Below are 21,403 nucleotides of genomic sequence, written 5' to 3' on the forward strand. Positions count from 1 at the left end.
ATTTTACTCCTCGCTTTCTTCCATTGGTGGGCGAGTATCAAATGCACGGAACAAATCTTCAAACCAATAATAAACATAAACCACACCAAAATTTCCGTTTATGTCTACCATCAAACACTCACCATTTTGTAAACCTCTTACTCGATTCACATTATCTTCCGTGACTTCTAGCCCACAAAATGTTAAAGCTTTTTCTATTTCCACGCGATCATTTGAACGAAAAATAAATTTTAAACCGATATTGTTTTTCATTTTTTCGTCGCCTAAATCATCTGTATTCTGCGTTGAAAAATCAATCCCTGCATTCATTTGACGACCTGCACGAACAAGTTTTTTACCTAAAATTTTTCCTTGAGAAACACTTAACCATGCCCAACTTTCGTCTAATCCTAATGTTTTATAAACAGAACGATTCATCTTAATAAAATCAAGAGAATACGTCGCTAAAACCATCATAATCGCCACGCTTAACATTTCACTAGGGTTGTAATCTTTCATTTCTACGTCTTTTTCAGGTAAATTTAAATCTTGTACTAAAGCAATATTTAAAGGTGACCGCATATCTAAACCTTTTTCACGCTCACCATCACCAAATAGCAAACCTGCAATAGATAATTTTTTAAAACTATTAATATGATTTGCCAAACTTAAAGAAACTTCATCATTTTTATTTTCTAATTCTTCAATAACGTGTATTAACCCTTTTTTCTCACGTTTAGAAACTGTTTCTACGGCATTTTGTAATTGAGGGAAACGCTCGCCATCATGAGCATTCACACCAGTAATAAACGTTAAAATATCTAAGGCTAACGCTTCTTGGTCTTTCACATCATCCATTACAGAAAACGGGTCAAGTAATCCAATATTCTTTTCATCATTCGTAATATTTACCGTGTTCATATATTCTTTAAAATAAGGTAAATCTTCTTCCCAATTATTTCTTTCACCTTTTGGGTCAATGAGAAAAGAATAGGCACCAAATAACACCGACCAAAACGTCATGACATTTTCAGTCAATGATTTTCCACCACCTAAAGAACCAATTAATGCTTTAGCTAAAGCATTTGTATTGGTTCCTTCTTTCCCTTGCGCCGCTTCCCAAGGTCGAATATAAACAGGTTTTCCAGTATCTACGTTAAAGCCTAATGGAATCCCACTATTTTCCCCTAACTGCTGTGTCGCACCGAATCCTAAACTTGCGAGAAAATCAACTTCTACATACTGTACATAGTCATCAATTGTTCGTTTTCCTGACGGGAACATTTCATAATGTAAAAACAACTGGTCATTATTCGTTTTTTCTAATGTCATTTTGTAATCATCAAAGAAATTACAAACTTCATTTTCACGTTTAAACAATTCTTCCTGACTAGAAGCAGATACACGAACAACCAAAGAAATTTTATACATACTTTCTTTAGTATCTTCCAAACGAGCCTCTAATTCACTTGCCATTTGTCTAGCTTCTAAAACATTATTAGCTACATCATGTCCACTTTCTAGCCCACTTTCATCAATATCTTTTAAGTCTAGTTTTTTAGCTCGAATTTTTGATAAAGAAGACTTATTATCTAGCACTTCCACATCTAAACTTACGTCTACTGGATAATTAAATTCAGATTGTGCATAATAAAAAAATTCAGAACCAAAAGGAAATTGTAAATCACCCGTCATATGAGATAAACCTAAATACGATACGTATTCTTTTTCTTCACCATGTGACATTACGATATGTTGCGTATATTCATCTAATCTTACAGAGTTTAATTTCACCGTGTCATAAGCGAATATAAACGTATCTTCTTCTGTTTTCACTGATTGAGAATAATAACTTGTTTCTTCTATAGACTGGTTTCTTTTACCGTTCAAATGCTCTACAATATACGCAATATCCTGAGGTGTTGTTTGTCTTAAACGAAAATGACGTGTAATTCGATTGTATAATAAACGTTCCAATCGTTTATAACGTTCAATTTCTTTATTTGATATTTTTTCAAAATCATCAAATAATACAGCATTTGAGCGATTAAAGAAACTTTCTATCCCTACAACTACATCATCTAAAAAACGACCTTTACCAATTTTTTCTTCATCAAGCAATAATTCAAAGCCAATAAAAAAACGAGTAGAAGTTTCATACTCGCCGTTCATTTGTTCGAGAATGTCACCTACACTGTCTAAATGTTCAAATGCCAACTCTTTTAATTTACCCGTAGAGCGAACATCTTTTTTAGACCGTTCAATTGCATTTCTGACTTTTTCTTCCGCAGAACAAAAATATAAACGGAACCGACCACGTTTATACTGTTTAAACAAACGCAATAAATTATTTTTAATTTGGTACGCTTTATCTTCTCCAGCAAAACCATAAGAATAAGGCAAAAATTCGTAATAGGCATAAACTGTTTCATCGTAATTAATGACTAAATTATCTTCTAAATACTTAATTGGAAATTTTGGTTGTAAATTAACAATCCCCATTTTTTATTCTCCTTTCACCAATCAAAATAGTTAAATCCATTTCTTGATTTTTAGTTTTCGGTATCCTTTTCCCTCTACGTGTACTTTTTGGGCGAAAAAGATATAAGAATAAGCTAAATAAGTAATTATACGGTCTTTTTCCTTGAAACGTTCGCTTACTCATAAAAAAGGCAATCCCAAAGGGAATGCCTATATGATTAACTGTTGGACTTGAAAAGACAAACGGAAAAATACCTTTCATCTTTAAAGACAAAATAAAGCCAATCCCAAACCAAACTAATGAGGTTTGACTGATTGGTCGAGGTAACGAAATTTCATTACTAATTTTGTAAAAAATTCGTTCTATTTTCCAAATTTTAGACCAATTTTTTATCGGTTCCATATTATCTACCCCAATTTTTCATGTTATTCAATAGCCAATCAAATACGCCTGCCGTATCACCGACAAACCAAACCGCTACCGCCACAGCCAAAATAATTGGAATAACCTTACTTACTTTACGTTCTAAAGCAAAATACCCCGCTGCAATCAACATACAAATCATAACAAAATATTTTGCTTCTCCTACAACACTTTCAAATAAATTTTGAAAAAAATTCATTTCCTTTTCTTCCTTTCAACATTTTTTATTTTCTTACAGCTTTTACTTATTTTTATTATTTTGGTCAATCAGTTCCATCACTAATACTTCTGTTTCAAATTTTTTTATATCTCTTACAACAAAACATAGACCGACAAAACAAATAGAACCAAGCATAAATAATATAGAAACCCATAAATTAACTACCACATTAAAGACTTCTATATCTTTACTATTCATCATTAAATGTAATTCATTTTTCAATAAAATAGACATACCATAGAAATAAACGGCTATCATCAAAAAGAAAAACAGCAACGTAAAAAACAAATATACACCACGCAAAAAAAGTTTTTTAGTAAGCTTTGTTTTATTATTTACATACAAAAAACTAAATTCTTCTGGATACAAATACAAAACTTCAAATTTGGTACATAAATTTTTGAACCTTACTTTTTCTCTTACACGAAACGAGGTACACCAATTATTTATTTCTTCCGTACTCATTTTCATAAAACTAATTAATCCTTTCTAGTTCTTTGCAATAAACAATGTTTGTCTGATTCATAGAAAACTTCACACGATATTCTCTATTTTCAAAAACTACAATATAATAACCATCTTCATCTTCTAAAAAATAAGAAAAATCTTTTCTATTGCAGTTAAATTTCTTACAAATTGCTTTTTGTCTAAACCTATCATTTACACTTGAATAGACAAAAACAAATCGTTCTACATACACGCCTAAACAAAAACCAATAGCGATAGAAATAATTAAATACAGCATTCTTTTTTACCCTCCTTTTCTTCTATCAACTTTTTCATAAAAGATACATGTTTAGATACACTACGATACATGACACAGACAGAAACACCCGAACAATAGATTTTATAACTATGCGTTTCCCCTGTGCGCTTATCAAACTTCATAGAATAAAAATCATATCGATATGTCCCTTTTTCTAAAAATCCTTCAACAACTAATGAAGTTCTAGGGTGGAATATCAACCATATACAATTGATAAGCTCCTAAAGACATTGCAACAAACCCTAATTCTTTTAAACGATCACCAACTGTTAAAAACATGAATAAATCCCTCTTTTCAATTAAGCTTAAAAATCAATATTCCTTTTTAAGACCTTGCCCTTTGAAAAGGGCAAACCCCAAACTTTCATTAAAACCCCGAGAATTTCAGAGCGATTTTTGTCGTTCTTGCACATGATGAGAATTTAGGTTCATTTCTGCTTCGACCCGCTGTTATCATCGGCGAACAGTGCTTATACACTTACCACGCCAGAAAAAAAGGGGCGTAAAAAATTTTGTGGGCAACTTTCAGTACAAATTTTTTTACTACAGCACTCCCTTTTTTTCTGGCGAGGAAAGTGTTTTTCATAAGCACGCCGACGATAACAGCCGAAGCAGAAATGAACCATAACTAAATATCTCATAAGGCAAAATCTAAGAACGAAAAAATTGAAATTCTTTTCTTTTTTCCGCCTCAGAAAAACGCCTCAGAGAAATGGTTTGTCAAAAACAAAAAAATCAAAGAAAGTAGGAACGAATCATGACAAAAAAAGAACAACTAAAAGAACAAGCGAGAAAAGAATTACAACAAAAGGGACTAATTATTGAAGGAAGTTTTGAGGGCGATTTTGAAACGTATATCGGCTGTTATGCTAGACCGATAAACAAACCTACAGCATTAGACCCAACAAACGAACAAGAAGCACTAGAGCAAGAAAAACATGCAATAAATGGTTTCCCTCAAAACTTTACAGAATGGTACGAGTGGGAAATTAAAAATGGAAAACTAACAAATTTCTTATAATTCTTCAAATAAAAAAAGAGTGCAAAAGCACTCTTTTTCTTTGCATACAAAAATTAATGGACATAATTAATCATCATCTAATATAATAAAAATAATTAACAATATTTTTTCCTGAATTTTTATTTTAATAGCACAAAAGGAGTTATTCGTATGAACGAAACATTCTTTCTCATCAATCTTATTTGGACAATTATAAATACAAACAAATCCAGAAAATTTGAAGCATTACAAAAACATGCACCATTATTAATTGAAGAAATTTTTAAACCTCATTATGAAAATATTGAATGCCATTTATTCATCTCTTTAACAGAAAAAAATAAAGAAGCAATTTTCAATAATTTATCCAATTTATATTCACAATTAAAAGAAAAAAATTTATTATTTTATATATCTGATGATTTATTAACTTCCTTAGAAGGATTTATTAAAAACTACAAAGAAGAACCTGATAATTTAAAAAAGCTTAATTATTCTTATCAACTTTTTTCTAGAACCTATTTCTATGAATTAAATAAATTTAGACACATAGTTGGATTAAAACGTAGAAGCTTCACTTTTAGAATCCATCACAAATTATATAGATACCCTCTACAGTGGTTAATAATAAAATATATTTACCTAAGTCCTATTCTAGTAATACTAATCTATCAATTAATTCAATATTTATTTGAATTAAGTAAATAAAAATAAAATAAAAAACTTATTATGCTAATAAACACTCCAAAAAAATCTCTTAAATATAAAAAATGAATAAATAAAAATTCTGACAATACTAGAGAGATAATTAAAGAACTTTTTTTCATAAAAATGCCCCCCTTCATAATAAAAAGAGTACACTTAGGTACTCTTTTTATTATTCATCAAAATCACATATTTATGACAAGCACAATCAGGACAGCACTTCTTCCCTTCGGGAAGGTTTAAACATTTTTCAACTTTATAACCACAATCCTTGCAATAATTCACAGTTGCTTTTCCATCATTCATAATCTTCTAACAGCTCCCTTTCTTCTAAACGATACTTATGAATTTTTAACCTTTCCATTTGTTTTAAATAATTTTCTAGCATTTTTTTATGTTTTTCTGTAACATTCGCATTATCTATTAGTCGATTTAATTGGCGAGTACCGCACATTCTATCTAATTCCCTAACCACCCACAGACTAGGCGCCACAGAAAGCGATAACCAACCATACAACTGTTCTAATGATTTTTCTTTAGGTTCTACAGATAATTTCAATTGACTTACATCTTTTAAGAACCATTCCCAAGGTTGCCACACTGGCCAACGGTGTTTATCTTTATCACTTCCATTTTTAGGAGGAACAACAAATCGGACTTGCTGTTTCAAAATAGACAATGCTATTTCATCAACCCTTCGGGTTTGCACCAATTCTTGCGCAACTGCTATTGCTTTTTTCTTCTTAAACCTTAATTCATATCTGTTCCATTTATCTAAAGGTTCTTCAAGATGAAATTTATTCGCTTGTTCGTAATTCTTTTCATAGAAAACCATAAAAAAATCACTAGAACGAGAACCAATATTTAATGTTTCACCTTTCCTTTCACCATCACTCATTGCAAAAGAATCATTACCTGCGCCAATTTTAGAACGTCCTACCGTATATCCTTTTTTTGCCATACGTTTTAAAGTAGCAATTTTGAAATATGTTTTAAAATCGTCAATCGCTATATCCAAACGAGGAATATTCGAACCGAATTTTAACGCACGCTCTAAAAAATCAAACCACGTTTCATTATTCGCTTCTAAAAACACTTCATAATTGCGACAACCACTACCAGACATCAGCAACTGAATACCGTTATCCGCATTTTTCCCACTGCTTTCTAAAATGCGGATATCATCGTAACAATACGAAGCATGATAGCCTTTAATACCGTTGCGCTCATCGTCACGCATTAATTCAAATGGAATATTCAAAAGTTCAACACAAATTTCCTCTACAGTCATTTCCTTAATCGTTACTTGGCACCAATCAATCAAAAAACGCAATGGTTTTTCTTCATTTGCTAAGGTAGCCCCCCTATTAGTAAGTGGGGGCTTATTCGCTACGCTCATAATGAGAAACCTCCTCATAAATCACTTCTCTTTTTTTATAATCGTCGCCTGTCGGCTCCTCTGGTTGTTCAATTGTTTCAAGCGAATTGAGCGGCGGAGCCGTAAATTCGCTTGAAACATTGCCAACCAAATCAACCAGTTCCTCAATAAAATCGTGATTTTCAGGCACTAATGGACTATATAATTCTCGAACCATAAAATCACCTAGCAAATTCAAATAACCATGTCCTTTTATTGGTTTAGACTGAAACGCTTGTTCTGTCTGTCCGAAAGTCATTCGGTAACCATCTGAACTCATTTCACCTAAAGCAACCCGTAATCCTAATTGATCACGAATATCACCTACTAAAAACTGTGCGTCTGGTCTTTGTGTCGCAAAAAAGCCTAAAACACCCACTTGACGCCCCTTCAAAACAATTTGACGTAAATCATTCATAATTATATCTCTATCTTTTTTAGCAGGAATACTAGTTAACCACGCGACATATTCATCAATCACTAAAATTAATGGTTTTAATCCATAGTAAGTAAAATCTTTTCCTGAACGATAATCAGGTCGTTTTTTTAATTCTGCATAACGTTGATTCATTTCTATTACCGCAACATGAACCATTTGTCGAATATCTTCGGGTTCAGTATAAACATGAGGAAATACCCTTCCAGTATCTGCCAAATCACTATTTTTAGGGTCACCAATACGAATATCTGCCCCCATCAATGCAAAAGCACGAATCAAAACAAATAAAAAGAAGGTTTTACCACTACCTGTACCACCAACAATTAAGCCATGAGGTATTTTCGCAATATCCCAACGAATATTTTTCATCAACTGAATAACATAACCATTCGGCACAACTTCATCAATTGTCAAACGATTTTCCAAATTATCTTTTTCAAATTCATAAATCAAAAATCTTTTTCGTTGTAAAACACCTACTAAATCTATCCCTAAACTTTCTTCAAAAATACTTGATAATTCTTTAATTTGTTCTGATTGATGAAATTTACTTCCATCTAATCGAACCGTAATTTGAATTTTTTCTTTTTTCATTTTCACATAGAAAGTAGGAAAATATAATAATGTTCGTTTTAAATTTCTAGCATCATTTTTCAACATATTTGGCGATTCAAAGTCATTTACTTTATAAAAATCCGAAGAAAAAATCATTGTACAAATACGTTGCAATAATAAAAAACGTCTAAACAAAGGTAAAAAAGCAAAAAAGACTATCCCTACTACGAATAGTCCCACAGTTATACTAAATAAGCTTAACCATATAATTTTATCCCATGGTATTTCAGCTAATAATGCGAAATAGCTATTTTTCCAAGAATAATAAACAAAACTACTCATAAATGCACTTAGAAATACAACAGATAAAACACGCCAAATCAACGTTCTATGCCATTTGCGAACTCTTAAACCTTTATAATGCCAGTCAATAAAATTCATTTTTTTGTATTCCTTTCTATAAATGATTCACAATAATATAATTCACTTAACGAACATAGTATTTTTCTTCTACCTTTTTCTTTCAATACATAAGCATTTAAGCGTTGGTTCCACAAATAGTCCATTAAATAGTCTACAGTGTAATTTCCAAAATCACTATAAAAATAAATTACTTGTTCAATTCCATTTTTTTGTATAATAATAAGTGTGTACTTAAATTTTTTATTTTCAGCATTTAATGACAAATCATATTTATTTACCAATTTTCTTAACAAATACAAGAAAATTCCAACAAATAACAAAACAAAAATATAGTTAACCATAGGAGGGTCCTTTCTTGAAAAAAATTAAAGATTTTTACGATACACTAAGTGAACACTCTTTCTTCATTCTCACAATACTATTCTTACTTAACTTATTTACATTCTTTGCAAAAGCCGAATTAAAAAATGCAGTTAGTATTTTTAATCAAGTACTACCAAACATTCTTCAAAACTATTTAAACGATGTAGAAATAAATCCCGAAACTATCTTCGGAATATACAATATATTTTTACTGTTCCAAATTTCAGCATTGTTATATTTATGGTTAAGTGATTGGGCTATTTTCTATTTTCCTTATGAAAGGGAATTTAAAAAAATGTTTGAAGATTCTATATTCATTGCAGTTGTAACCATATTAACAAGTAATTTATTTGCGAAAACTGATATACTTCAAATAGGAATCCAAGACTATTTCAATTACACATTAAATAATGTAACCTTTTTAAAAACACTATGCCTAGCAATGTATGGTATTAATTGTATGTTTCTGCTTTTACTTGCTAGTGGTTACTTTTTTAATGACCAACGCAACAATACTAAATTATGAATATAAGTTTCATCACATTTTATTTGTCACTTCCTATTTGTTAAAACAACTGTTATAAGTCAATAGGGGTAGTATTTTTTCTTCAAAAAAATCTCCACCCTTTTCTATTGACTTATAACACTTTTTCCCTTACGTATGCTGTCGCCGAGCGACATACCAAGTTAGAAACTAATATATGCTCACTCGGACTAGCCAGTATAAGGGAAAAAGTCCGTTGTCGTTAAGAATTAAGATTAAGTTTCCTTACAATTTTTTTCTTTATTTGGGGTTTGACACCCCAAGCCCCGTCACCTTCGCTTCCGCCCAAGTTAGGGGACTTTCTCGAGCAAGTACTAATTATTTTTCAAGTTTTTCCGTTTTCTTAGAATCTACTGCTTTATCACTTAAAATCTGCCCGTTTTCATCAGCTTTTCTGTCTGCTGGTGTCATTGGCTCAATTCGTACCGCAGTAAAACGATCATTAATGCTACCATAAGAGCGCATTTGTCCAGATTGATTTTCATAAGAGTTTGCACTTGCTGTAGGAGCATAAACCAACCCTGCAACACGTACTTTACCCCAGTTTTTCACATTGGGTACTTCTTTTTCTTCTAAACTAACAGAGATACTATTTTCTAATTTTGAACAAGCTAAATTAACGGTCACACTATCAATAACCGTTTCATCATACGTTCGAGTTTCATTGTTATACGGGTGTCTTACATTTACTCCTAGTAACATTACGTCTCCTAAATTTTCTTTTACACATGTTTCATTCATAATAATTTTCATTGTTTGTTCCTTCTTTCATCATTTTTTTGTTTTATATAAATAATCATTGACATTTTATAACCAAAATAGGTGACCCACGAATATTTTTCATTTCCGCACCTCTATCTTTTTTATTAAAACAATCTACACTTTTAAAGAGTATATAACTTAGAGTAGAACATTCCGCTCCTAGTTTTTATCTTGTGTTTCTTCGGCTTTTTTATTTTTGAAATACCACATCCCACCTACAATAGAAAGAATGCCTGCGCCAATAATAGAAAATACTTTTCCTACTCGTTCACCAGTACTTGGTAATTCTCCTTTTAGCGTTTCTTTCGGTGTGTCTTTTGGTGTTTCTTTCGGTTGTGCTGGTGCTTTTTCATCTACTGGGTTCACACGTGTTTCTGTCGTCAACTCTGTTTTTGAACCTTCTGAATCTACCATTTCCTGATTTGCGACATTTACAATGTCTGTTTTATCTTTGACATCTTCTTTCACTTTCACAGGAAACTCAATCTTGTAGACTTGACCGAATGGAATTTTTTCCGTATCTACTACGTTTACTTCTTTTCCTTGACTATCCGTTGCTTTTACAAAAGCATTGGCACGAACAATTAATTTACCGTCTTTCACTTCTGATTGGAAATACTTGGTTACTTCTTCGCCTTTGGCGTTATAGACTTTTACTTGTTTCACATCAGGTTCTACTGTTTTTTCATCGTAATCGTCTACCATTTGTAACACAGACAATTCAGAAGTTTCATCAAATGAGGTCGTATCTAACCACAATTGATAACGAATCGTATCTCCTTTTTTCACTGCTTTTGTATTAAAATTGAACGTTTCATTGTTCTTCACTTCGTCTTTGTAAGGGTCAGTTTTAGTGTCTTTGTAACGGTCTTTCATTTCATCGTCATCATCTAGTAGTTTGTCACCTTTCAAATCTACTTTTTCCCCTACCACATTGAATTTATGTGGTTCTGGTTTTGGTGTTTTCGTATCTACTTCATTTGATTTCATTTTTTCCCCGTTGATTGTTTCAACGAATGAATTGTAGACAACGTCCGCACTTGTATGACGGAAGAAACTTGCACGAATTTCTACTTGAATAGCTTTGTCTTTGTTCGCATTCACGACATCTAAAAAGTCTTTCGTTGCGACAAAATTTACTTTCCCGTCCTTATCTTCTGCGGTAAAGTACTTCTTATCTAGCACATCGCCTTTTTTAATGTCTCCAAAATCCGTCATTGCGACCACTTCAAAGCGGTTATTATATCGGTCGTAACGCTCATCGTAATTATCTAAAATCGACCATTCTGTTAAATCGTCTGTCCGTTGATTGCTCAAACGACTTGATTTTAACGCATAAACAAATTCACTTGATAACGCCACATCACCGTGATTAATCGATTCTCCGCCTTCCGTTTTCGTTACATCTTTTTCAGGCTCTAACTCAGGCACAAGCGGTGGTAGTGGGTCTTTGTTCGTAAACGTCAACTTCGATAAACTAATGATTGGTTTATCTGTCGATACATTTCCGACACTTTCTTCTCCATTTGGATTTTCCGTTGTTTGATTATCTGATAAGCTAAATGTTCGCTTGCTAAATGGTTTTGAGAAATCCGCATGGTTACTTGCAGAAATCGTCAATAAGTCTTTTTCTTCGTCTGTTTCCATATGAATATAGACATCACGAATTTTGTCGTAACCTTCAACACCCTTTGTTTCTTTCATCACGTAATCGCCGTAAACCAATTTTGCTCGAGCAAAACCATCTTCGTTTGTTTCTTGGTTTACACCTGTTTTCACTACGACTGGTTCGCCTTTTGTGCTTTCTAATGGCGTAAAGGTAAATTCTACCCCATTATAGCCACTTTCATTGCTTTCCCCTTGCGTTTCAACCAATTTTTGAATAGTTACTTCCGCTTCAATTACTTTTTCTTTTGATGTAATCGTTGGAAATACAATATTTTGTGTTTTGTCGTCTTTTTTCGTTAATTCAAAACGATGTTCAGTTTTGTCTAACACGTACCCCTCTGGGGCGTTAATTTCACGCCAAACATATTTTCCTAGCGCTAAATTTCCAACGGCTACATTTAATTTTTCATCGTCCACATTGATAACAACGTTGTCGCCATGGTCTACTTCTTTTCCGTTAATAACAGAAGAAGTGACCTTCTCTCCAGCAAGTAATTTTGCCTTCGGAATATCCGACCACTTCACTGGGTCACCTTTTTTATGTGGATTTTTCCCTGTTCGGTCTTCGTCATAGAATAACTGATACTCGGCATTTTTCATGTCCGCTTTTCCTTGCGATTCTTTACCTGTTTCCGTATCTTCTTTCTCTAACGTATTTTCCCCTTTAATTTCAGGGTTTGTTCCTGAGGTTTCACCAAATACAACCTCGGTATGTTGGTCTTTATACGTGAATTTTACTTTTTTCGGTTTAAAGCCATTTACGAAACCATTAGAAGCTTTTACCTCTTCCACTTCATATTCGCCAAGTGGTAACTCTTTGACAGTCGCTTCCCCTTTTTCATTCGTTACCGCTTTGTACACTTTACCATCTGTTAAAGAAGTCACAGTAAATTCATTACCAGCCAATGTATAGTGCTGATTCCACATGTCTGTACCTGACTCTAACCCTTTTTTCTTAATGGTTAAACTTGCCGTTACAGCGGTATTTTGTGGTTTCACTGTTACTGTTTTTCCAGCTTCTACTTTTACTGTCATATTCGGACGAACCGTTTGTCCACTTGCAGACCAATTACTTGAACGCTCAACTACATCATATTCTCCCGCAGGTAAATAACTAGATTTTCCGTTTCCTTTTTTATCTAAACGAATCGTATCTACTACTTTCCCTTTTTTATCAATCACATCAAAAGCTAATGTGTCAAAAGAATAATTCTTATTCCAAGGGTCTTTACCAAATTGGAAGGTTGATTTGTCAATAGAAATATAGCCACCCATCAATTCATTAATCTTAAAAGGCATACGTCCAAAATGAGCTGTTACAATGTCCACATGATTATTTAAATCATCTTCGTAGTTATATTGTACTAAATTACTATTATATTTTTTTAATACCACATAACTGTTTTCTGTCAGATGAACAGAATCTTCATTGATTGCCCCACTAGAAGTAGAACGGAAACCATTTCCTTGTTGAACAAGTGCTGTATTTGGCGAAACAATGTAGCCAATCGCTCCTTCTCCACCCATTTCTGCTAATTGATTCGCATCAATGTCTGAATTTTTAATCGGCATTAAAGTGTCATTTGATAATGCTTGACCTGTATTCGTATTAATAAACGTTAAAGTATATGAAATCTTATCAATATACTGCATTAATGTTCCATCAGAACTTGACCCACCAATACCTCCACCTTCGGTAGAACCACCAGTGTTTTCTCCACCACGAATCAGTGACCCCCACGCAAGCGTAATTACACTACTTTGTGATTTTGCCCCCATCACTACTTTATCTAATGGTGTACCATCAGGTTGTGTTGCGCCATTTACAGTTATCCCTAAAGAAAGAGGAATTGTTGAGCCATCAGCCGTATTAATCGCCGTACCTACATTACGAATAAGCGCTCTTCCGCCTACAGGAATTTCAATTCCAAGGTCACTTGGTAAAAACCCATCACGTCCAAAAATTTGAGCCGCTGCTTCACCAATACTTGACAATGGTTTACCATTTACTAATGTTGTATCGTTGCCCCAATAGGCTTCGTTAATAATATATGGTGGGTATCCTGTTTCCCCTAGTAAACTTGAAACAATATCTTGAAAAGCTTGGCTCCCCATATTATTTGTCGTTGATTTTACTACAGGTACACCGTTAATTGTTCCTACTTGCGTTACACCACTTGGTAAACTAATCGCTTGTGCCGTAATCGATGGATTATTCGCTTGAATCATTTCTGCCCCTACGACACCACCTGCTAAAACCCCTAAAACAAGTGAACTATATAACCATTTTTTTCGCTTTAAAAAATGAGTATGTGACTGTTTTTTCACTATTTTTTCACCTCAAATTATATTTTTATTCTATCTATTAAAATTTCTCATTCATTAAGTGAACGTATAAAACACATATTTCCAGTTCCTTTCCACAAAAAAAGACAACCAGAATAATTTCTAGTTGTCTTTTCTCTAATATTTGTAACTATTATTTTCTCTATTTAAAAAATTCAGACCAATCAGCATTAGAAGCTTCTTGTTCTAATTTATTCATCGCATCTTGCGTTAATGAACCATCAGGACGATAATAACTATCCGGATATGGTCTTGATGGTGTTTGCGTTGGCGCTTGTGGTTGCGATTGTGCTTGAACTGGTGCTTGTTCAACTGCTTGTTGCGTTGCAGGTGCTTGATATTGAGCTTGTGGAGCTTCCGCCACTTGTGTTGGTGCTTGCGCTACTTCTGGTACACTTGCTTGTGCTTGCGGTGTTTCCACTTGTGGCACTGCTGTTTCTTGCGCTTGCATATCAGCTTGTTGGCTTTCTGCTTGTTGCGCTTGCGTTTGAGCTACTGCTTCTTGTTTTGCTTGCTCTTCTTGTGCTTCTTTTTCTTTTGCTTCTTTTTCTTTTTTCGCTTTTTCGTCCGCAATTTCTTTTTTCAATTTATCTAAACGAGTTTGATGAGCTTTCTTATCTTTTGATAAATACTCGTCTTTTTCTTCATTAATGCTCTTTTGTGCATTTTGAATATCTACGTCTGCTTTTGTTTTTTCCGCTTTCGTTAACAAATCATTTGTTTTTTTCACTTGCGCTAAAAAGCCTTTTAATTTATCAAGAACGCCTTTTTGATATTCTTTATCTTTGTCTTTTAATTTTTGAATCATGTTCTCCGCTGAGGTTATATCTTCCTCATGACGTGTGTCATACGCTTTTTGAATCGCCCTGTTCACATCTAACTTTAATTCGTCATATTCGACTTTTTCTTTTTGTTCTAAGGCGATTTGTTGCGCTTGAACTTGTTTATTATGAACAAAAAATCCAGCACCACCTGCTAATGCTAACGTTGCGACAATTGATAACCCGACAATTTGATTTTTCTTTAATTTTAAGTTCATTCTTTTTTTCCTCCATACTAATTACTTATGAATAATTCCATTATATCAATCTCTAAAAATTGCTTCAATATTTTTCAAATTAATTCATTCTCCTTTTTATTCTTCATCATCTGAATAAGGATAATTACACGTATCACATGAAAAACCATACTCATTATCTACACCCAGCTCTATAATTAAACCGCCACAGCGCGGACAATCATAATTAACAGTTTTTTCTTGTTCTTTTTCCATATGGAAACCTCCTATTTCTCTACCTATTTTGACAAAAAAAAATAGGCGAGCCACGAATACCAATCATTTCTCCACCTCCACATTTTATTAGACTTCTATTTCCTATTTGTTTAATTTAGCTTTATTTTTTTCTATTTCTTTGTCTATTCTTTGAACTTCATCATAAATTCCTTTCAACGAAAAACCTAAAGCAGGTTTCAATTCATAAAATTTTTCAAAAATAGTAACTATTATTCCTACAAATAAAAAACCAAAAATTATCAACAGAACAAACCAACCCATATTATCTACATCAAAAACATCTAGAACAGAAGATATATTTATTGTTCTCACAAATGATAAAAAAGAATAATTAAGATAACCAAAAAACAGTAAAGAAATTCCCCGATAATAAATTATCCGACGATACTTACAACTTTTTTTTAGCAAAAGTAAATAAAAACATAAGCCTCTAATTCGATAATTTACACAAGCAAACAAACACTCTTTTCTTACTTCCAATTCTTCGCATTCTCGACGTATCTCTAATTGACGTTCTTGTTCTATTTTTTCTTTTAATTCTTCTATTTTCATTTTTCAACCTTCCTAAAAATTAATTAACTATTTTTAACTACTAATAATTTCTTCCACCAGTATCCATAGATATTTTTGTGCTAAAAATATAACTTGCAGTTCTATATCTGATAACTTATTTTCTAAATCCATGTAAATGGTCTTTAAAACATGAGGATAACAACTTACATCATAACAAATTCGCTGTTCAAAAATATCTACTGCAATCTCTTCGCCGTTACTACAAAAAAGCACTTCACATTTAAATACACTTTCCATTTCTCTCTTTATCCTCATAAATTCATTTTTATTCATATACTATTCCTCCTATTTTCTAACAGTGCGAGGTAGAATCGAACTACCACAATGTAACCATACGCACTAAAAAAAGAGCCTATTTAAAGGCTCTTTCTAAAAAATATCGAAAAAATTCATTGTCCTATATTTTCTTTAATATAATAATTTTTTTCAAGGAAACAAAAAAATAAAGAACAGAAAAATAAATTAACATTAGAGGTTTTTCGATACTAAATAAATCACTAACTAAATTAAAAAAATGAGATAGTCTTATACATTTAAAATACAAGCATTCAATACATTTTTATCCTAAACATCAAAAGACTTTCTTCCCCCCACCTTTTAATTATAGAAATCAATACCTTACCCATTTTAAATGGCTAATCATTGAATTTAAATTATCTATTAAAAATACTCTTTAACAAATAATTTTTTTTGAGCCTGTCGTTTACCATGCGGTCACACTACCTCTTGCAAGTAGCTTGGTTCCCACCTAAGCTAAAACGCCAGTTATAAGCTTTGATAAAGGGTATACTACCTTAAAGCTTGGTTATCGAATCCAGCAGTATTGGCTCAACCCTACACATATTTAAAATATGTCTTTTCTATCCAATTTTAGGTAAAGAGCAAGAATGAACACTTTTTAGAAACTGATTAAATTCACAACGAGGAATCTTATAACGTCTTCGAATCTGTTCATCAGTCAAAAATTTTCGCAAATGAAAATAGCCTTGTATTGTTAGTGGCTTTGTATTTCCGTTATAATATTCTTCATATTCTCTCAATTTCCAGAAAGGAATGTTTAAAATGTTTGAAATAGCCTTTCGTGGTCTATTGCTTTCTTTCAGTCTTACAAAACGTTGATATTTACTCAATCTATAAGATTTTTTTAATTCAATCCAACAAATATTTATTCGCTCGTAGTCCTGTTTATCCTTTTTCAATTCTTCTTTCGTTTTCAATTTTGCAATGTCAAACACTACTTTTTTTGAATTAGAAATTGTTTCAATTGTAAAAGAATATCCACAATACGAATAATCAGACTTACAAACAATAGTTTCAACTAACCATTCACAAACTATCATTAAACACCCTCCAAATAAAAAAACTGTAAATCACAAAAGATAATTAAATAATTATCACCTTTTGCAATTTACAGTATAATCTGCCCTCTTCTTTTAAAGAAAGCGATTGGCGTTTTCTAGAATGCATAATCACAACTTGGACTTCAGGATATTGTGCGAGGACTTCTGCCATCCCCGGAGTGTCTAATCCTTTGATGTCATTAATCATTGTGGCGCCAGCTTGGATCGCGGCTTCTGCTACTTCGGGATAGTAGGTATCCACAGAAATCTGCGCTAGAGAAGTCTCACGTATTTTTTTAATTAACGGTAATACTCGTTCTGCCTCAACTTGTGGAGAAACTTCTTCGTAGCCAGGACGTGTGGATTGGCCGCCAATGTCTAAAATATCGGCCCCCGCTTCTAGTAAATGAAGCGCATGTTGATAGGCCACGTCGACCGTTGTGTAGCTACCGCCATCAGAAAAAGAGTCGGGGGTCGTGTTGACAATCCCCATAATTTGGTAATTCTTTTTTAAATCAATCATTGTCACATTGCTCCTTTATCTGCTGAATCATCTTTCGTAAAGCCCGCATTCTAGGACTTATCTTCATTCGTTCACTCGTGGACAACTCCGCTAAGGTTTTGCCTCGATCTGGTAAATAAATAATCGGATCAAAGCCATAACCACCTGTACCGCGCGGTTCAACTAATTCACCAGTCAAAGTGGCTTCCGTTTGCAACAGTTTGTCGTCGTCGAGTACATAGACCAACGTGGCTGATAAGGTTAACTCTCGGGTCGACTGTTGCCCTTCAAATAAGTGCAACAGTTCGCGGTTCTGTTCTTCCGGATTGGCTGAATGGAAAAAGCGGCTTGTATGAATACCTAATAAATCAGGAAAAGCAGTTAACGTTAAGCCGCCATCATCACCTAACACTGGGCGGCCAATTAATTGTTGGAAAAAGCGAGCTTTTAGATAAGCATTTTCAGCATACGTAGTGCCAGTTTCTGCAGGTTGTTCTTGACTGGTTGTATACTTTCGATAAGAGACAAGTTGAATAGCGGGGTCCTTAAGTCCTGATTGCATTTCTTTTAACTTACCTTGGTTATTCGTGCCAACAATGATTTCCATTTTCTAACGTATCTCCATTAAAAATTGATTTTTCCACTCTTGTTCTTTAAATAGTCCGGTAAATTGAAATGTTTTGGTGCTACTTTGTGGTGTTTTCACGCCGCGCATCGTCATACACATATGTTCCGCTTCAATGGCTACTGCAATGCCTTTAACGGGAATATTTTCTTGAAGTTTGCGGGCAATTGTCACTGTTAAATCTTCTTGAACTGTGGGACGTTTGGCACAATGTTCTACTAATCTTGGTAACTTGCTTAGTCCCAATACTTTGCCACCTTCTGGCAGATAAGCGACATGTACTTTTCCATAAAATGGCAATAAATGGTGTTCACACATTGAATAAAAGGCAATATCTTTTACTAAAACCATTTCGCCTTCATTTAAGCTATCAAATAATTTATAATCGTCAAATTCAGGTTCGGTTAATCCACTAAAAACTTCTGCATACATTTTAGCTACACGTTTGGGTGTATCAATGAGTCCTGACCGTTGAGTATCTTCCCCCACTGCTTCTAAGATTGTGGTAACTGCCTGCTCAATTTGCGCTTGTTTTTCCTGCTCCATCTCTACCATTCCTTTTCGCTTACTCGCACTTCTTCTTGATTGCCACTGCGCTGAATCCATGTAGCTATTGGCGCGCCCAATAGTTGTTCCTCTGCGTAAACATCACTTAAGGGAATCAAAACAAATGACCGTTTTGTTAATTCTTGATGAGGAACTTGTAAGTGGGGCAATGTGACTGACTGCTCCCCTAATAATAAAATATCAATATCAATAATCCGCGGACCCCAGTGAATTAATTTTTTACGTTTCATTGCTTGCTCAATCCCTTGGGTAACAGCCAATAACTCTTCAGCGGTATAGCTAGTATCAATTTTCAATACGGCGTTCAAAAAATCATCTTGGTCTGTATAGCCGTAAGGATCCGTTTCATAAAGTTTTGAAGAAGCCACGACCTGAATCTGCGGGTCTTCGTTTAAATAATTGCGGGCTTTCACTAAATTTGCGTACGGATCGCCGACGTTACTACCTAATGCTACATAGCCAATCATCTATACTTCTCGCTCCATTTCAATTTCAATATTGTCAAAAAGGCCGGGCATCGGCACACTATATTTTCTAATTTTAATGATAATTTTGTTCAATTGTTCTTGATAATCTGCAGAAATATCATCTAAAATAGCACTCGCTAAACCTTCGATTAAATCGTACGAGTGATTGTTTACTCGTTGGGCAATCAATTCATTCACTTCGGCATAATTGACAGTTTGAGTGACATCATCTGTTCGCCCTGCCTCGGCTAACGACAACTGCATTTCAAGGTCGATTTCTACTTGCTGTCCTAGACGTTTTTCTTCTGCCAAAACACCATTTTTTGTGAAAAATTTCAAGTTGTTGATTCTAATTTTATCCATCCTCTAACTCCCTACCCTCTGTTTTGCTGATTTTTTTAATCATAGCATATTTCTTGGAAAAGTCAGTAGTTAAAAGATGGAAAAGTGGTTATTGGCATGATATAAAAAATTACTTTTTACGAATCAAATAGTATAACTCGTGTATTCAAAAAAGAGCGTTGCTGATGCAACGCTCTTTTTCGGGGTTTATTCTCCTTTTATCGCATTGTTACAAATTCTTCTGAGCCTGTTGGATGAATCGCAACAGTATTATCAAAATCTGCTTTGGTCGCGCCCATTTTAATAGCGACTGCAAAGCCTTGTAGCATTTCGTCAACACCGATGCCGATGCCATGCAAACCGACAATTTTTTCTTCTTTGCCGACACAAATTAATTTCATGTCGCATTTTTGACGGTATTCTCCTAAAGCAAAATACATTGGTGTAAAGCTAGAGCGATAGATTTTCACTTGGTCTTCACCATATTCTTCAAGCGCTGCTTTTTCCGTCAAGCCAATTGTCGCAACTGGTGGATGGGTAAAGACCACCGTTGGTACCAAGTTATAATCCAAATATAAATCGGTTTGTCCGTTAAATAAGCGTTCAGACAGGCGCCGACCAGCGGCAATTGCGACTGGCGTTAAGTCGATTTTCCCAATGACATCGCCGACTGCGTAGATGCCATTTTGCGTGGTATTTTGGAATTTATCTACTTTGACGTAGCCTTTTTCATCAAGGGCTACTTTCGTATTTTCTAAGCCTAATTGATCCGTGTTCGGCTGACGGCCTGTCCCGAAAATCACGGCATCTGTCGTGATTGATTCACCATTTTCAAATGTAATAACGTACTCATTCTGCGCCGTTTTTTCAATTTTAGCTGGTGTTGCATTCGGATGAATTTGCATGCCCATTTCTTGATAGCGTTCTACGACTTTTTCAGAAAGCATGTCATCAAAGCTTCGTAATGGTCGTTCATGACGGAAGGCCCAATGTGTTTCTGCACCTAAGCCATGTAAGGTTCCTGCTAATTCGGCTGCGATGTACCCTGCACCCACAAAGACCACACGTTTTGGCATTTCTTCTAACGCAAAGAAGCCGTTTGAATCTAAGGCATATTCTTCTCCTGGAATACCTAGTTTTTTCGGACGACCACCTGTCGCGATTAAAATGTGTGGCGCCGTATATTCTGTTCCATTGACTTCAATTGTTTGCTCCCCAGTAAACGTAGCGTAACCATGGATACGTTCAATGTTGTTACTGTCTAAACCACGATTATACGCACCATGTAAGAAGTCAATATATTTTTCACGATTTTCAACTAATTGTTTAAAGCTAAAATTTTTGATTTCAACATCAAACCCGTAGCCTGCTGTGTCTCTTTCCATCATTTCCATCATGCTGCTGGCTTGCCACATGACTTTTTTAGGCACACAACCAACGTTGACACAGGTCCCACCAATTTCGTTGCCCTCAATTAAAAGGACGTTGGCTCCGTGCATTCCTGCGCGGTTAGCAGAAGCAATCCCGCCACTACCGCCACCAATAACAATATAATCATAGGTTTTCATTTATTCTGGCTCCCTTTCAATTTGAACTTTCTC

23 protein-coding genes and 1 pseudogene are annotated in these 21,403 nt (G+C 34.1%); 3 read left to right on the top strand and 21 right to left on the bottom strand.

The genetic code is table 11. The features are described 5' to 3' along the window. Positions 1-3 precede the first annotated feature (3 nt). From IGK96_RS13230 to IGK96_RS13250, 5 genes are read right to left on the bottom strand one after another with little or no spacing between them, the layout of a single operon-like run. Positions 4-2,481 carry an ATP-binding protein gene (locus IGK96_RS13230; protein WP_289867068.1) on the bottom strand — a complete coding sequence of 826 codons (2,478 nt, stop codon included), beginning with the start codon at positions 2,479-2,481 and terminating at the stop codon, positions 4-6. After that, complete coding sequence (locus IGK96_RS13235) at positions 2,468-2,863, bottom strand: conjugal transfer protein (protein ID WP_033594091.1); 396 nt, start codon at positions 2,861-2,863, stop codon at positions 2,468-2,470. Before IGK96_RS13235 ends, IGK96_RS13230 begins: the two co-directional genes overlap by 14 nt. A 1-nt stretch (position 2,864) precedes the next feature. Beyond that, positions 2,865-3,083: a hypothetical protein gene (locus tag IGK96_RS13240; RefSeq protein WP_033594089.1), complete on the bottom strand. Its 219-nt coding sequence runs from the start codon at positions 3,081-3,083 to the stop codon at positions 2,865-2,867. A 42-nt stretch (positions 3,084-3,125) separates the two neighbouring features. Then, positions 3,126-3,575 (bottom strand): hypothetical protein, encoded by a 450-nt coding sequence (locus tag IGK96_RS13245; RefSeq protein ID WP_438756253.1) that lies wholly within the window; start codon positions 3,573-3,575, stop codon positions 3,126-3,128. Between the two features lie 4 nt (positions 3,576-3,579). Beyond that, the gene (locus tag IGK96_RS13250) at positions 3,580-3,849 is read right to left on the bottom strand and encodes a hypothetical protein (protein WP_202570913.1); all 270 of its coding nucleotides are present in this window, start codon (positions 3,847-3,849) and stop codon (positions 3,580-3,582) included. A gap of 778 nt (positions 3,850-4,627) precedes the next feature. Here IGK96_RS13250 and IGK96_RS13255 point away from each other — a divergent pair. Further along, positions 4,628-4,891 (top strand): hypothetical protein, encoded by a 264-nt coding sequence (locus IGK96_RS13255; RefSeq protein WP_170965507.1) that lies wholly within the window; start codon positions 4,628-4,630, stop codon positions 4,889-4,891. A gap of 150 nt (positions 4,892-5,041) precedes the next feature. Continuing rightward, a complete protein-coding gene (locus tag IGK96_RS13260) occupies positions 5,042-5,578 on the top strand; it encodes a hypothetical protein (protein ID WP_137273914.1) in 537 nt (178 codons plus the stop codon). Positions 5,579-5,873: 295 nt separating this feature from the next. Here the strand turns inward: IGK96_RS13260 and IGK96_RS13265 are convergent, their stop codons facing one another. The 3 genes from IGK96_RS13265 to IGK96_RS13275 are packed head-to-tail and all read right to left on the bottom strand — an operon-like array spanning position 5,874 to position 8,750. Continuing rightward, positions 5,874-6,974: a replication initiation factor domain-containing protein gene (locus IGK96_RS13265; protein WP_438756256.1), complete on the bottom strand. Its 1,101-nt coding sequence runs from the start codon at positions 6,972-6,974 to the stop codon at positions 5,874-5,876. After that, a complete protein-coding gene (locus IGK96_RS13270) occupies positions 6,958-8,427 on the bottom strand; it encodes an FtsK/SpoIIIE domain-containing protein (protein WP_438756258.1) in 1,470 nt (489 codons plus the stop codon). The genes IGK96_RS13265 and IGK96_RS13270 overlap by 17 nt, the downstream gene beginning before the upstream one ends. Beyond that, positions 8,424-8,750 (bottom strand): hypothetical protein, encoded by a 327-nt coding sequence (locus IGK96_RS13275; RefSeq protein WP_438756260.1) that lies wholly within the window; start codon positions 8,748-8,750, stop codon positions 8,424-8,426. Before IGK96_RS13275 ends, IGK96_RS13270 begins: the two co-directional genes overlap by 4 nt. Positions 8,751-8,764: 14 nt before the next feature. On the opposite strand from IGK96_RS13275, the gene IGK96_RS13280 reads away from it, so the two are divergent. Continuing rightward, entirely contained in the window at positions 8,765-9,298 is a 534-nt protein-coding gene (locus IGK96_RS13280; protein WP_438756262.1) for a hypothetical protein, read from the top strand. A gap of 336 nt (positions 9,299-9,634) precedes the next feature. Here the strand turns inward: IGK96_RS13280 and IGK96_RS13285 are convergent, their stop codons facing one another. The 13 genes and pseudogenes from IGK96_RS13285 to gor all read right to left on the bottom strand — a co-directional run bounded on the left by IGK96_RS13285 (position 9,635) and on the right by gor (position 21,370). Further along, positions 9,635-10,069: a hypothetical protein gene (locus IGK96_RS13285; protein ID WP_438756264.1), complete on the bottom strand. Its 435-nt coding sequence runs from the start codon at positions 10,067-10,069 to the stop codon at positions 9,635-9,637. A 168-nt stretch (positions 10,070-10,237) separates the two neighbouring features. Beyond that, the gene (locus IGK96_RS13290; RefSeq protein ID WP_438756266.1) at positions 10,238-14,074 is read right to left on the bottom strand and encodes a SpaA isopeptide-forming pilin-related protein; all 3,837 of its coding nucleotides are present in this window, start codon (positions 14,072-14,074) and stop codon (positions 10,238-10,240) included. A gap of 160 nt (positions 14,075-14,234) precedes the next feature. Beyond that, positions 14,235-15,131, bottom strand: coding sequence for a hypothetical protein (locus IGK96_RS13295; protein WP_438756268.1), 897 nt, complete (start codon positions 15,129-15,131; stop codon positions 14,235-14,237). Between the two features lie 96 nt (positions 15,132-15,227). Continuing rightward, positions 15,228-15,365 carry a zinc finger domain-containing protein gene (locus IGK96_RS13300; RefSeq protein ID WP_137273907.1) on the bottom strand — a complete coding sequence of 46 codons (138 nt, stop codon included), beginning with the start codon at positions 15,363-15,365 and terminating at the stop codon, positions 15,228-15,230. 102 nt (positions 15,366-15,467) lie between these two features. Continuing rightward, positions 15,468-15,938, bottom strand: coding sequence for a hypothetical protein (locus tag IGK96_RS13305; protein WP_289867076.1), 471 nt, complete (start codon positions 15,936-15,938; stop codon positions 15,468-15,470). A 33-nt stretch (positions 15,939-15,971) separates the two neighbouring features. After that, entirely contained in the window at positions 15,972-16,232 is a 261-nt protein-coding gene (locus IGK96_RS13310) for a hypothetical protein (RefSeq protein ID WP_438756270.1), read from the bottom strand. A gap of 587 nt (positions 16,233-16,819) precedes the next feature. Further along, the gene (locus IGK96_RS13315; protein ID WP_202570933.1) at positions 16,820-17,299 is read right to left on the bottom strand and encodes a hypothetical protein; all 480 of its coding nucleotides are present in this window, start codon (positions 17,297-17,299) and stop codon (positions 16,820-16,822) included. An 85-nt stretch (positions 17,300-17,384) separates the two neighbouring features. Further along, positions 17,385-17,822, bottom strand: a pseudogene (folP, locus tag IGK96_RS13320) (dihydropteroate synthase); the annotation flags it as partial. Beyond that, positions 17,815-18,408 (bottom strand): non-canonical purine NTP pyrophosphatase, encoded by a 594-nt coding sequence (locus IGK96_RS13325; protein ID WP_002354736.1) that lies wholly within the window; start codon positions 18,406-18,408, stop codon positions 17,815-17,817. The pseudogene folP and the gene IGK96_RS13325, both read right to left, overlap by 8 nt. Positions 18,409-18,411: 3 nt before the next feature. Then, a complete protein-coding gene (gene folE, locus IGK96_RS13330; protein ID WP_002381007.1) occupies positions 18,412-18,981 on the bottom strand; it encodes a GTP cyclohydrolase I FolE in 570 nt (189 codons plus the stop codon). Next, the gene (gene folK, locus IGK96_RS13335) at positions 18,975-19,460 is read right to left on the bottom strand and encodes a 2-amino-4-hydroxy-6-hydroxymethyldihydropteridine diphosphokinase (RefSeq protein ID WP_002365443.1); all 486 of its coding nucleotides are present in this window, start codon (positions 19,458-19,460) and stop codon (positions 18,975-18,977) included. The genes folE and folK overlap by 7 nt, the downstream gene beginning before the upstream one ends. Continuing rightward, a complete protein-coding gene (folB, locus tag IGK96_RS13340) occupies positions 19,461-19,823 on the bottom strand; it encodes a dihydroneopterin aldolase (RefSeq protein ID WP_002354733.1) in 363 nt (120 codons plus the stop codon). Between the two features lie 197 nt (positions 19,824-20,020). Then, positions 20,021-21,370, bottom strand: coding sequence for a glutathione-disulfide reductase (gene gor, locus IGK96_RS13345; protein WP_002354732.1), 1,350 nt, complete (start codon positions 21,368-21,370; stop codon positions 20,021-20,023). Positions 21,371-21,403 lie beyond the last annotated feature (33 nt).

Source organism: Enterococcus sp. DIV0682 (assembly GCF_051712685.1).
GTDB classification, from domain to species: domain Bacteria; phylum Bacillota; class Bacilli; order Lactobacillales; family Enterococcaceae; genus Enterococcus; species Enterococcus faecalis.

Coding starts and splice junctions, on each gene's coding strand:
- IGK96_RS13230 (WP_289867068.1), bottom strand. CDS start 2,481: ATGGGGATTGTTAATTTACAACCAAAATTTCCAATTAAGTATTTAGAA.
- IGK96_RS13235 (WP_033594091.1), bottom strand. CDS start 2,863: ATGGAACCGATAAAAAATTGGTCTAAAATTTGGAAAATAGAACGAATT.
- IGK96_RS13240 (WP_033594089.1), bottom strand. CDS start 3,083: ATGAATTTTTTTCAAAATTTATTTGAAAGTGTTGTAGGAGAAGCAAAA.
- IGK96_RS13245 (WP_438756253.1), bottom strand. CDS start 3,575: ATGAAAATGAGTACGGAAGAAATAAATAATTGGTGTACCTCGTTTCGT.
- IGK96_RS13250 (WP_202570913.1), bottom strand. CDS start 3,849: ATGCTGTATTTAATTATTTCTATCGCTATTGGTTTTTGTTTAGGCGTG.
- IGK96_RS13255 (WP_170965507.1), top strand. CDS start 4,628: ATGACAAAAAAAGAACAACTAAAAGAACAAGCGAGAAAAGAATTACAA.
- IGK96_RS13260 (WP_137273914.1), top strand. CDS start 5,042: ATGAACGAAACATTCTTTCTCATCAATCTTATTTGGACAATTATAAAT.
- IGK96_RS13265 (WP_438756256.1), bottom strand. CDS start 6,974: ATGAGCGTAGCGAATAAGCCCCCACTTACTAATAGGGGGGCTACCTTA.
- IGK96_RS13270 (WP_438756258.1), bottom strand. CDS start 8,427: ATGAATTTTATTGACTGGCATTATAAAGGTTTAAGAGTTCGCAAATGG.
- IGK96_RS13275 (WP_438756260.1), bottom strand. CDS start 8,750: ATGGTTAACTATATTTTTGTTTTGTTATTTGTTGGAATTTTCTTGTAT.
- IGK96_RS13285 (WP_438756264.1), bottom strand. CDS start 10,069: ATGAAAATTATTATGAATGAAACATGTGTAAAAGAAAATTTAGGAGAC.
- IGK96_RS13295 (WP_438756268.1), bottom strand. CDS start 15,131: ATGAACTTAAAATTAAAGAAAAATCAAATTGTCGGGTTATCAATTGTC.
- IGK96_RS13300 (WP_137273907.1), bottom strand. CDS start 15,365: ATGGAAAAAGAACAAGAAAAAACTGTTAATTATGATTGTCCGCGCTGT.
- IGK96_RS13305 (WP_289867076.1), bottom strand. CDS start 15,938: ATGAAAATAGAAGAATTAAAAGAAAAAATAGAACAAGAACGTCAATTA.
- IGK96_RS13310 (WP_438756270.1), bottom strand. CDS start 16,232: ATGAATAAAAATGAATTTATGAGGATAAAGAGAGAAATGGAAAGTGTA.
- IGK96_RS13315 (WP_202570933.1), bottom strand. CDS start 17,299: ATGATAGTTTGTGAATGGTTAGTTGAAACTATTGTTTGTAAGTCTGAT.
- IGK96_RS13325 (WP_002354736.1), bottom strand. CDS start 18,408: ATGGAAATCATTGTTGGCACGAATAACCAAGGTAAGTTAAAAGAAATG.
- folE (WP_002381007.1), bottom strand. CDS start 18,981: ATGGTAGAGATGGAGCAGGAAAAACAAGCGCAAATTGAGCAGGCAGTT.
- folK (WP_002365443.1), bottom strand. CDS start 19,460: ATGATTGGCTATGTAGCATTAGGTAGTAACGTCGGCGATCCGTACGCA.
- folB (WP_002354733.1), bottom strand. CDS start 19,823: ATGGATAAAATTAGAATCAACAACTTGAAATTTTTCACAAAAAATGGT.
- gor (WP_002354732.1), bottom strand. CDS start 21,370: ATGAAAACCTATGATTATATTGTTATTGGTGGCGGTAGTGGCGGGATT.